Source organism: Halalkalibacter lacteus (genome assembly GCF_036663595.1).
Classification (GTDB): domain Bacteria; phylum Bacillota; class Bacilli; order Bacillales; family Bacillaceae_D; genus Halalkalibacter; species Halalkalibacter lacteus.
Genome location: NZ_JAWRVL010000003.1, coordinates 230,611 through 241,176 on the forward strand (window position 1 = coordinate 230,611; position 10,566 = coordinate 241,176).

Consider the following 10,566-nt stretch of genomic DNA (forward strand, 5'->3'; position numbering starts at 1 on the left):
AATGTGGTTAGTAATACAAGAAAGCTTGCAGACGAGCCTAATTAGCATCATCTGCAAGTGAGTAATCTTTATTTTTTTGTAACAGCGTCAAGTGCAACTTCCATCATATCGCTAAAGGTCGTTTGGCGCTCCGCAGATGTCGTTTCTTCACCAGTTAAAATATGATCACTTACAGTTAGCACGGATAAAGCGTTTCTACCAAACTTCGCTGCAATTGTATAAAGAGCAGCTGTTTCCATTTCAACAGCGAGAATACCGTATTTAGCCCACTTTTCAAGCTCTCCATTGTCATTATAGAACATATCAGCAGTAAAGACATTTCCTACTTTTAAATGTAAGCCTTTTTCAACACCGACGTCATATGCCTTCTTTAAAAGGTCGAAATTCGCTGTAGGAGCATAATCGACACCACCGAAAGTTAGACGATTCATTTGCGAATCAGTTGACGCACTCATGGCTAAAATAACGTCTCTAACTTTTACGTCTTTTTGAATGGCCCCACAAGTTCCGACACGAACTAAGTTTTGCACATTGTATTCTTGCATTAATTCATTAATATAGATAGAAATTGAAGGCACTCCCATTCCTGTTCCTTGGACGGAAATACGCTCTCCTTTATATGTGCCTGTATAACCTAACATCCCTCTTACTTCGTTATAACAAACTGCATCTTCTAAAAACGTTTCAGCAATATATTTTGCACGCAGTGGATCTCCTGGGAGTAGAATGGTTTCTGCAATTTCACCTTGTTTTGCTCCGATATGTACGCTCATAAAATGTCCTCCTATTGCCTCTGTATCAAGAGGTTATGATTCATTCATTACTATAACATAAACAGTGGACATCTCAAATTGAGAGGGGTGACTTTGTGTATTTTCCCTTTTCGTCACCCTCCTATTTTTTGACGTTAGCAAATATCTTTTTCAGTATCTTCTAATTCAATCTCAATTAGATTTCCTGTTTCTACGTTCATCGTATAAGCCGAAATGCTCACACGTTTTGGAATGAGTGGGTGTTTTTTTAACAAGTTGAGACTCTGTTTTAATGTTGCTTCGCCATCAACTTCATTCCCTTTCAGCCATGAGAGTATGTCTTCTTTAACAATCCTACTATAATTAAGAGCATGAAGGAGCCCTTGATCAATCCCATCTTTTTCAAACTTGTCTAGTAAGATTGTTTGATTAAACTTAGGACTTGTATGTTCCTTTGGGACGATTAAATAAATTTGTTCAATATTTTGTTGGTAGATCTCTAAGAGTATATTTCGAACTAGACAACCATATGGCTGAGTAATAGATGCACCGACACTTGAGAGAACAAGCAACCTCGAAGCTTCCATATTTAATAATTTAGGTAACTGTTGTTGAAATTCATGTTTGATATCAGTAATCACGAGTATTTTTTTCATTGAATTCGTTTCATTCATTCCTTTTAACATTTCAATCACTCCTCGTTGAGATTATAGCCACTGGGCAAATTGATAATAGAGTGGAATTCCGATAATTAAATTAAATGGAAACGTAATGCCAAGTGCAAGTCCTAAGTAAACAGATGGATTGGCTTCTGGTACCGATGTACGTAAGGCAGCTGGTGCAGCAATATAGGAAGCACTGCCTGCAAGTACCCCCATTAATGTCATTCCTCCGAGTGACAGCCCAATGACATTTCCGACAAGAACACCTAACGCTCCTCCGACAATGGGCATGATGATTCCAAACAGCACTAACTGGAAACCATGCTTTCGAATCTCAGGCAAGCGTTCACCGGCAGTGAGGCCCATGCTAAGCAAGAATAGAATAAGAACACTACTATATAAGTCAATAAACAATGGTTGAATAGTAGGAATAGCACTTTCTCCAGCGATTAGGCCAATTAAAAGGGCTCCAAGTAAAAGCAAGATACTTTTACCAAACAATGCTTCTTTTAAAACATCTTTATCAATGAAAGATGTTAGGGGTGATGTAAAAGCAATGTTTCTGGAAGAGTATGCAACTGCATCCGTTTTGTTTTGATCCATTACTTTTAGCAATAATAACGAAATGATAATAGCTGGACTTTCCATTAACACAACCATTGCATTCATAAATCCTTCATAAGTCGTTCCAGTATGGTCAAGAAAAGAAATGGCAGCTCCGTACGTAACGATGCTTACTGACCCATACGTGGCAGCTAGAGCAACGGCATTTTTTTTATCAAGTTTAATCGTCTTTAAGAGAAGAAGTGCTACAATTGGCAAGATTGATCCAAGAAATAGGGTGGCGATAACAGGACTTATGACTTCTGCTAATGTATATTTGGAAAGTTCAATCCCTCCTTTTAACCCAATGGCAATGAGAAGAAAGATACTAAGTGTTTCATTTAGCGCATTTGGGACTTTTAAATCAGATTTCACTAGTGCTGCCAATAGTCCTAGAACAAAAAACAAGACTACTGGTGATAATAAGTTTTGGATGATAATTTCATACATCGTTTCAATTCCTCCTTTTATTAAGTGGTAGTTCCATTTATTGATCTACCTCCAAGCAACAAAAAAACCGACAATCAGTAGAACCGTTCGCCTATGTAAGACGATACAGAACTAACAATTGTCGGTTTACCTTTAACGAGCTTATGATTCTCTTCAAAGGTCTCCCATATTTTGTTTAATTTAACGTTCTTTCTAGGTCACTTGTCAGTCTGAATACCATGATGCGTTCACCTGTTTTTGTACTGATATCAGTGTGAAATGTAATAACCTCTACGTTCACTAGTTGTTGGATTAATTCACCTAATGTTTCACGTCCTGATTCAACGAGCTCAGAGCGAATTTTCTTTATAGATAATCTCCCCTCATCCTTTTGACAAAGGGCGTATTCAGCTGGGGTCAAGACACCTTTTAACGAGACTATGACCATATCTCGTATTATATCCGTTTTAACAGATACGGAACCTCTCCCTAAGAAATCCTTCTCCCATTGAGTTAACGCCTTTGATATTGTCGCTTCTACTGTACCTTTTGTTTGTATCATGAAGTTACCGCCTCCAAATTTCACTTTATCTTATTATATATTACATAAAAAAACGGCATATCTCTTCAAAAGTAACGTTGAAGAAATACGCCGAATTACCGTAACGTTAAAATCTTGAAGAGTTTTCCTTTTTCAAACAACCGATTTTTATCAATTGTATGCTAAAGGAGACAGGTTCAAGTTTTTCCCGTTTGATCTCTCGGAACATGGATTAAATGAATCATAACTTGGGTTTTAAAAAGTGTCAATCTTTATTTGGATGATTAATAAAAGTTTTGAACAACCACTGTAAGTTTAATTCCTTTTCCCAATAGCTCGGTAATGGTAGAATCATGTATGTTGTGCATGTTCAGATAGATCCAAGAAATAACATTTGTCTTCTTCATAATTGTTATTTATAATATTGAACGATGAGCTAAAATCAACTTATCTTCTTGGTTTTTTCTGCTAATGTTCTAAAGAGTAACGAATAAGAGTGGGGGGGAAGGTACAGTGAAATCGATTAACGTACAGGCTTCTCCAAGTTACTATGTATGTGAGGTAGGGGCATACGAACGTTTGGAATCATTACTTATTGAGGGGAAAGTAGAAAAGGCATTATTGGTTCATGGGATCAAGTCGCTTTGTGCTGCTAAAAATAAGCTACCTGCATTTGAAAATGTAGGTGTTTGTTTCGAACAATATAGTGGGGAATGCTCAATTAATGAAATCGATCGTTTGCAAAAAATAGCTCAGGCGAGTCAAAGTGACGTTATCATTGGTCTTGGTGGCGGGAAAGTGATGGATCTAGCAAAAGCTACGGCAAATCAATTGAATGTTCCTGTTGTCTTGCTTCCAACTCTCGCTTCGCAATGTGCGGCTTGGACTCCGTTAAGTGTCATTTATACAGAGTCAGGTGATTACCTCAAGTATTCGCAATTTGTGAAAAACCCTTGGATCGTCCTGGTTGAACCAACAGTGATCGCGGCCTCACCTATAGAGTATCTTCGCGCTGGAATAGGCGATACGTTGGCTAAATGGTATGAAGCAAGAGCACTAACGAAACTCTTAGATCAAAAGAGAGTACCTGTTCAGTTGTCTTTACAAACGGCTAAACTTTGTAAGAATCTTCTCCTTGAAGAAAGTGGACAAGCATTAGCAACTCTAAATGAGAAAGAGGTTAGCTATTCCTTGCTAACCATTATCGAAACGAATATAATGGCTGGTGGGCTTGTAGGTGGACTTGGTGATGAGTATGGTAGAATTGCAGGTGCACACTCTGTTCATAATGCATTAACACAGTTTGAAGAGACACATCGATTTCTTCATGGTGAAAAAGTGGCATATGGAATTCTTGTACAATTAGCTCTTGAAGAAGAACACGTAGAATTAAGATCACTTCTGCCTTTTTATAAAGAAATCGGGTTGCCTGTTTCATTAGAAGAGCTCGGGCTTAGAACGGAACAGAACGTGATTGAAAAAATTGCAGATGGAACACTCCAGCCAAATGAATCGATTCATTTTATTGGCGATTCATATACAACGTATGATGTTATTCGCGGGATAGAAACCGTTGAAGCATATAATAATAACTAGAGAGAAAGAAAGTAGGAGAGAACAACATGAAAAAAGTATTAATTTCTGCTTTAACAGCATTAACAATGATTGGTCTTGCAGCTTGCGGTGGAGGCGATGGAGACACTAGCACTGGTGAATTGCCTGAAGATAAATTAAAAGTAGGTGTAACAGCTGGCCCGCATGAGCAAATTATGGAAAAAGTTTCAGAACTAGCTGCTGAAGAAGGTCTTGAGCTTGACGTAAAGGTATTTACTGAATATGTCATGCCAAACGTGGCTCTTGACGAAGGCGAACTTGATTTAAACAGCTTCCAACATAAACCTTATCTTGATAACTTTAAAGAAGATCGTAACTTAGATCTTATCGATGTAGCTACAACTGTTAACTTTCCAATGGGAATTTATTCAGTTGCTGTAAGTGATGTAGCTGAATTACAAGAAGGCGATAAAGTGGCTTTGCCAAATGATCCAACAAATGGGGCTCGTGCTCTAATACTTTTTGAACTAGCTGGCTTAATTACGCTTGATCCAGATGCTGGAGTAGCAGCAACAGTAAACGATATTACCGACAACCCACATAACTTAGAATTTATCGAGTTAGAAGCATCTCAAATTCCAAGACAATTAGATGAGTTAGCGGCAGCTGCAGTTAACACAAACTTTGCCATTGAGCATGGTTTTGTACCAACAGAAGATTCTATTTACATTGAACCAGGTGATTCGCCATGGGTGAATGTACTTGCCGTTCGAACAGAGAACGAAAATGATGCTGTTGTACAAAAGTTTATTGACATTTATCAATCTGAAGAAGTGAAACAATTCATTGAGAAAGAATTTGCTGGTTCAGTTGTAGCTTCATGGTAAGGTGAAATTAGGAAGAGAAGCGGGTGACTACTTAAGTCGCCCTCTTTTCTATTAAGGAGTTGTCGAATATGATCGAATTGAAGCATGTCTCAAAAACATTTGCCTCTAAAAAAACAAATGTAAAGGCGTTAGATGATGTTTCGCTTCATGTGAAAAAAGGGGAAATTTACGGAGTAATTGGCTATAGTGGTGCTGGGAAAAGTACGCTTATCCGATGTGTAAATATGTTAGAAAAACCGAGCGAAGGGGAAATTGTCGTTAATGGCATCACAATGACAGGACTATCAACGAATAAACTTCGCGAAGCACGTCAAAACATCGGAATGATCTTTCAAGGGTTTAACCTTTTAAAGACAGCAACTGTCTATGACAATATTGCGATTCCATTAAAGTTAACTGGTATCGCCAAAACAGAAATAGCTGATCGAGTAAAAAAATACTTAGCAGTCGTTGGGTTAGAAGAGAAAGCTGATTCATATCCAGGACAATTATCAGGTGGACAAAAACAACGAGTAGCAATTGCACGTGCTCTTTCTCATGAGCCGGACGTTTTATTAAGTGATGAGGCTACAAGTGCACTTGATCCAGAAACGACAGAATCGATTTTGAGTCTTTTGTTGAAAATTAATAAAGAGTTTGGGATCACGATCCTTCTAATTACGCATGAGATGCATGTTGTACAAAAGATTTGTGATCGCGTTGCCGTTATGGAAAATGGAAGTGTGATTGAAGAAGGCAAAGTCATTGATATTTTCTCAAAAGAAACATCGGTGACAACAAAGAAATTTATTAATAGTTTATTTCCTGAGGATATCCCCGAAGAAGTGGTTAGTTCTCTAAGTGAACAAGGTCCAGTCATTCGGCTTTCGTTTGTCGGTGATTCTACGGGAAAGCCAGCTCTTGCAGAAGTGGCAAAAAAATATGATGTCTACACGAATATATTATCTGGGAATATCGTTCAATTAAAAAATGAGCCATATGGTCGAATGGTAATTCACTTACAAGGAACAAAAGATCAATCAGGTGCAGCAATTGCTTATTTAGAAGCAGAAGGCGTACATGTAGAAAGGGTGAATTTGTAGGATGATACAAGTAACAGAGTTCTTTGATCGTTGGGGAGATCCTATTTGGAAGGCGACAATTGAAACGTTCCAAATGGTGTCAATTTCTCTGGTCATATCGATTATCATTGCCCTTCCTTTGGGTACATTGTTAGTTTTAACAAGACCCAATAAAAGCTTAGATAATAAATACGTATATCAAATATTAAATTTTGTGATAAATATTACCCGATCAATTCCATTCATTATCTTACTGTTCTTTATTTTACCTTTTACAAAGTTTATTGTCGGAACGTCAATGGGAGTTAAAGGGGTTATTGTGCCACTTGTTGTGTATACAGCTCCTTACATTGCTCGTTTGATGGAATCAGCTTTACTAGAAGTTGATAAAGGCGTTCTTGAAGCGTACGAAGCAATGGGAATTAAAACAAGACATATCATTTGGCATGTGATGGTTCGTGAAGCTCGTCCATCACTTATCCTCGGTCTTACGATTGCTACGATTGGATTAATTGGAGCAACTGCAATGGCCGGACTTGTTGGAGCCGGAGGGTTAGGGGACTTAGCATACCGATTTGGTCACCTTCGTTATGAGCCAGAAGTAATGTATGCAACAGTGATTCTCTTAATCATTCTCGTTCAAGGCATTCAATCACTTGGAAATCGTTTTGCTTCTAAATTGAAGAAGGATTAAGTGAGGTGTAGGCAATTGTCTCGAAAGATTGGATGTAGATCACCTGAACAATGGGAGCAATTAGCGAAGGATCATTTAGATAAAGGGGTCTTGGAAACTATCTGACTGATCCTACTTTCAAAGATAAAACAAAATTAGCATCGAGAGAAGGGACAGAGCAGGCGATATCAGAAGTAGCTTCGCGCCTGATCTACCGGTCTCTAACTTTGGAGAAAATTGTTGGCTTCGCAAGCAAACGAATTTACCAATTGTCGCATATCGTTCATCAAAATGATCCAAAGTTAGCTGTGAAAATTAAGGTCTGATCTGTTTAGTATAATGGATCAGACCTTTATCTATTTATTGCTTGAATGCATGAGAGGCAAGTAAGAGCAGTGTCCCATCATCCATTGGAGGGTTGTGCAGACCTGCGCGAACATCACGATAATATCGCTGTATAGGGTTTTGTTTAAACAGACTTTGGGCACCAACGACACGCATAGCTCGGTCTACAACAGTATTAGCTGTGTTTACAATCTGATATTTAACAGCGCCAAGTTCAGGTTGCAATTGCTGCCTCTGTTGTTCGGAACTTGTATCCCATTTTGCAGCAACACTATACAGGAAGTGTCGTGCCTGAAGCAAATCGGCTTCATTTTCACCAATTTTCATTTGAACATTTGGTAGGTCTTTAATTGGTGAAGGAAGACTATTCGGTGAATAGATACTGGCAAATTCAATAGCAAAATTTTGAGCAGCTTGCGCAATACCTAAGTAACAGGAAGGAATATGTAAGAGCCACCCAGCAGGACCTTTGTTTCCAGGGGTTATCGTCTCAACAAAGTGGGAATCAGGGATTACTACGTCCTCTAAAAGAAGGTCATGACTAGCCGTCCCTCTCATAGAAATCGAATTCCAAGTCTCCTTAATACGAACACCTCTATCAGAGCGGGAAACTAAGAAGTTTCCAACCTGTCCATCTTCCATTGTTGCTGAAACGAGGAAATAATCAAGTACAGGAGCCATTGATGTGAAGTTCTTACGTCCGGTAATGATCCAACCACTTGCAGCTTTCTTGGCAAGAGTCGTTGGTTTTCCCCCGCGAGTCGGACTTCCAGTTTCAGGCTCAGATGCAGCTGCATTGATCAAACTGCCTTTTTGTACTACATCTTGGAAAACTTGATCTAAAGTTTCTTTTGGCCAGCTTTTTTTCTCGGTTAATTGTGAAATGATGCCCATATGCCACCCAATTGATAAGGCGGTTGACCCGTCAAATTCAGCAATTATCTCTTGTAATGGAAGCCAATCAGATAAAGAAAGACCAAGTCCGCCGTAGGCTTTTGGGACCGTAAGAGATTGGTAGCCAATTTGCTTTAAGTCAAGAATATTTTCAATTGGGAATGAATTTTCTTCATCGTGTTTTTCTGCCCGTTTAGAAAATGCTTCAGCTATTTGTTTAACAATGCCTTGTCGTTCCTCTGTTGTAGTTGCTGTTTGGAGATCCATTCATTTTATCCTCCCATTCATTGTTTTTTATTAGTTTATCATAAAGGGTGAGAGATAAAAGAATGGAAAGCCTCATCAATATTTTGAAATCAAACATTTAAATTAAGGTCTAATGAATACAGCCGTACCGATTGGAATGGTTCGGGATAATTCTTCAACATCATTATTGAACATGCGTATGCATCCAAGTGATACGTAGTGCCCGATAGAAGATGGATCATTTGTTCCATGAATGCCGTAGGATTTTTTTGATAAACTCATCCACATGGTACCAAAAGGGCCGCCTGGATTGGGCGCTTTGTTAATAATGATAAAATCACCAACTGGCGTTTCATGAAGCATTCTACCGACCCCAACAGGGTACACTTTTTGAATTTGATCTTGATACATGAGTGTAAGAGTTCGATTTGCTAGAGAAATATGAATGGAATAAGAGATTGTATTTGGAGAGGGAAGACCGGGAATGACTATCGATTGTCCTACTAAGATAATGTTGGGATCAATACCTGGGTTCGCGACGATCAGTACTTGGAAAGGTACTCGGTAATCTTCGGAAATGGAAAATAGCGTTTCTCCTGCTTGAACGGTATGAATCATAAAAAAACCTCCATTTCTATTTTGTATTATCATATGTATGCTTGACTTTAATAGAACGATTTACATTGGAAGGAGCTTATTTGGTATACGTAGTTATGCATATAAGTTGAAGAAGAAATGTTCCTTTACATAGGTTGTTTATATGAGACTAAAGTGCTATTTTTGTGGAGTGACGGTTAAATTAGCAAGCTATGGAAATAATTCTATTTTAAAAAGCTAAATGGGGGGATGAGTCAATGATGTCAAATGGTGAATTTGTGATGAACTCCTAGGCCAAGAGTATATGGAGTGGGCAGTTCAATTAGCAACAAACGTGAGAAGAATTGTTAATTCATCCTTAAAATTGAGTTGCCTTAGTAGGTAGCTCTATTTTTAGTATGTATTCTTTGCAAATGCAAATAATAATAGTAGCATTTGCAGAGGATAAGAGTCCAGTTTCTTATGAAAACTCGAGGTAAAGAAGCCCATTGAAGGAAACCATGTTTAATGAAAAGATTGGTTAGGTGTTCTAATGAAGAAGTATGTATCGAAATTATTACGACATTGGGCAATTGTGTTAGTGTTACTCTATATTCTGGTAATAGGGGGCATTATTTCAATAATCATATTTTGGGCAACGTGAAGGAAGCGAGGAATTAGTGATGGATTCGTTTCCTTTAGAAAGTTAGATTCATATGCTATTGTACCTCTTCACATCTATATGTTTTAATAAAAGGAGCATAAACAATAGAGGAGGATCATAGATGAGACCATTACAAATATCTGCAGAGACAGCTCAAAAACTTGCTAAATCATTAAATGTGCCAATTGAGCAAATTATGCACATGCCACAGCATATTCTACTTGCAAAGCTTGCTGAGCTACAAGAAGAAGAAAAAAAGGATAACTAACGGTTTCCTTATCGCTTTGGTAGAGATATCTAAGAAAAATTAAAATCAATGGACTAACATTAGATCAGTCAGCAAAAGAGGTAACAGCGTACGGGGAAGTAGTGAAGTTAACACCGATTGAATACAAGATTGTAGAATTACTTGTAACCTATGGGGGACGAGTTTTCTCGATCCATGAAATTTATGAAAGAGTATGGAACGAACGATGCTATAACGCAAAAAAGTGCATAAAGCATCGTTCGATAAGGATAATTATTTTCGTACTGAGCTAATAAAATGAGTACGATTTTAATCAAGTCCTAAACAAGAAAAAGAGCATCCTTTAATGGATGCTCAGATTGTTGAGAAACCCCACTTTTTCAAGTGGGGTTTCTCTTATGCCTTTATCTTTCTTTCTAAAATCCAATAAAT

The 10,566-nt window shown here is 38.0% G+C and carries 11 protein-coding genes and 1 pseudogene; 6 read left to right on the forward strand and 6 right to left on the reverse strand.

Translation table 11 applies throughout. The annotated features are described in order from the left end of the window. Positions 1 to 68: 68 nt before the first annotated feature. The 4 genes from deoD to SAZ04_RS03915 all read right to left on the reverse strand — a co-directional run bounded on the left by deoD (position 69) and on the right by SAZ04_RS03915 (position 3,008). Positions 69 to 773: a purine-nucleoside phosphorylase gene (gene deoD, locus SAZ04_RS03900; RefSeq protein ID WP_332691321.1), complete on the reverse strand. Its 705-nt coding sequence runs from the start codon at positions 771 to 773 to the stop codon at positions 69 to 71. Positions 774 to 907: 134 nt separating this feature from the next. After that, positions 908 to 1,438, reverse strand: a complete 531-nt coding sequence (locus SAZ04_RS03905; RefSeq protein WP_332691324.1) for a carbonic anhydrase — start codon at positions 1,436 to 1,438, stop codon at positions 908 to 910. Positions 1,439 to 1,459: 21 nt separating this feature from the next. Next, entirely contained in the window at positions 1,460 to 2,467 is a 1,008-nt protein-coding gene (locus SAZ04_RS03910; protein WP_332691327.1) for a sodium-dependent bicarbonate transport family permease, read from the reverse strand. Positions 2,468 to 2,642: 175 nt separating this feature from the next. Beyond that, on the reverse strand, positions 2,643 to 3,008 hold the full coding sequence (locus SAZ04_RS03915; RefSeq protein WP_332691330.1) for a Na-translocating system protein MpsC family protein: 366 nt from the start codon (positions 3,006 to 3,008) through the stop codon (positions 2,643 to 2,645). A gap of 492 nt (positions 3,009 to 3,500) precedes the next feature. Here SAZ04_RS03915 and SAZ04_RS03920 point away from each other — a divergent pair, with 492 nt between their 5' ends. From SAZ04_RS03920 to SAZ04_RS03935, 4 genes are all read left to right on the forward strand, one after another. After that, a complete protein-coding gene (locus tag SAZ04_RS03920; protein WP_332691333.1) occupies positions 3,501 to 4,583 on the forward strand; it encodes an iron-containing alcohol dehydrogenase family protein in 1,083 nt (360 codons plus the stop codon). 26 nt (positions 4,584 to 4,609) lie between these two features. Next, entirely contained in the window at positions 4,610 to 5,428 is an 819-nt protein-coding gene (locus SAZ04_RS03925; protein ID WP_332691336.1) for a MetQ/NlpA family ABC transporter substrate-binding protein, read from the forward strand. 68 nt (positions 5,429 to 5,496) lie between these two features. Then, positions 5,497 to 6,510 (forward strand): methionine ABC transporter ATP-binding protein, encoded by a 1,014-nt coding sequence (locus SAZ04_RS03930; RefSeq protein WP_332691339.1) that lies wholly within the window; start codon positions 5,497 to 5,499, stop codon positions 6,508 to 6,510. A 1-nt stretch (position 6,511) separates the two neighbouring features. After that, entirely contained in the window at positions 6,512 to 7,183 is a 672-nt protein-coding gene (locus tag SAZ04_RS03935; protein WP_332691342.1) for a methionine ABC transporter permease, read from the forward strand. Between the two features lie 339 nt (positions 7,184 to 7,522). On the opposite strand, the gene SAZ04_RS03940 is transcribed toward SAZ04_RS03935, so the two are convergent. Together SAZ04_RS03940 and SAZ04_RS03945 are read right to left on the reverse strand one after the other, a co-directional pair. Continuing rightward, on the reverse strand, positions 7,523 to 8,668 hold the full coding sequence (locus tag SAZ04_RS03940) for an acyl-CoA dehydrogenase family protein (protein WP_332691345.1): 1,146 nt from the start codon (positions 8,666 to 8,668) through the stop codon (positions 7,523 to 7,525). Positions 8,669 to 8,770: 102 nt separating this feature from the next. Further along, positions 8,771 to 9,265 (reverse strand): L,D-transpeptidase family protein, encoded by a 495-nt coding sequence (locus SAZ04_RS03945; protein WP_332691348.1) that lies wholly within the window; start codon positions 9,263 to 9,265, stop codon positions 8,771 to 8,773. A gap of 743 nt (positions 9,266 to 10,008) precedes the next feature. Here SAZ04_RS03945 and SAZ04_RS03950 point away from each other — a divergent pair. Continuing rightward, positions 10,009 to 10,155, forward strand: coding sequence for a YycC family protein (locus tag SAZ04_RS03950; protein WP_332691351.1), 147 nt, complete (start codon positions 10,009 to 10,011; stop codon positions 10,153 to 10,155). A gap of 38 nt (positions 10,156 to 10,193) precedes the next feature. Continuing rightward, a pseudogene (locus tag SAZ04_RS03955) lies at positions 10,194 to 10,385 on the forward strand (winged helix-turn-helix domain-containing protein); the annotation flags it as partial. Positions 10,386 to 10,566: the final 181 nt, after the last annotated feature.